Source organism: Burkholderia sp. BE17, from assembly GCF_009362305.1.
Lineage (GTDB): Bacteria > Pseudomonadota > Gammaproteobacteria > Burkholderiales > Burkholderiaceae > Burkholderia > Burkholderia pyrrocinia_C.
Window position 1 is genome coordinate 1 of the sequence record NZ_WHNU01000131.1, and the last position, 296, is coordinate 296.

At 54.7% G+C, this 296-nt stretch carries 2 tRNA genes; both read left to right on the forward strand.

Annotation, left to right across the window (positions count from 1 at the left end):
* The first annotated feature begins 50 nt into the window (after positions 1-50).
* A tRNA-Ile gene (locus GD429_RS40170) sits at positions 51-127 on the forward strand.
* 42 nt (positions 128-169) lie between these two features.
* Positions 170-245: transfer RNA gene (locus GD429_RS40175), tRNA-Ala, on the forward strand.
* Positions 246-296: the final 51 nt, after the last annotated feature.

Here is a 296-nt window from a genome sequence, read left to right on the forward strand (position 1 = left end):
GCAAAGTTGAGCGCTCACGCTTATCGGCTGTAAATTAAAGACAGACTCAGGGGTCTGTAGCTCAGTCGGTTAGAGCACCGTCTTGATAAGGCGGGGGTCGTTGGTTCGAATCCAACCAGACCCACCACCGTCTTGTGTGGCGGTACACACCTGAGGCATACCTGTACATGGGGGCATAGCTCAGCTGGGAGAGCACCTGCTTTGCAAGCAGGGGGTCGTCGGTTCGATCCCGTCTGCCTCCACCAATCACCAACGCTAAGAGCTTGGTTCAGACGCTGAACCGAGAATTTTGCATT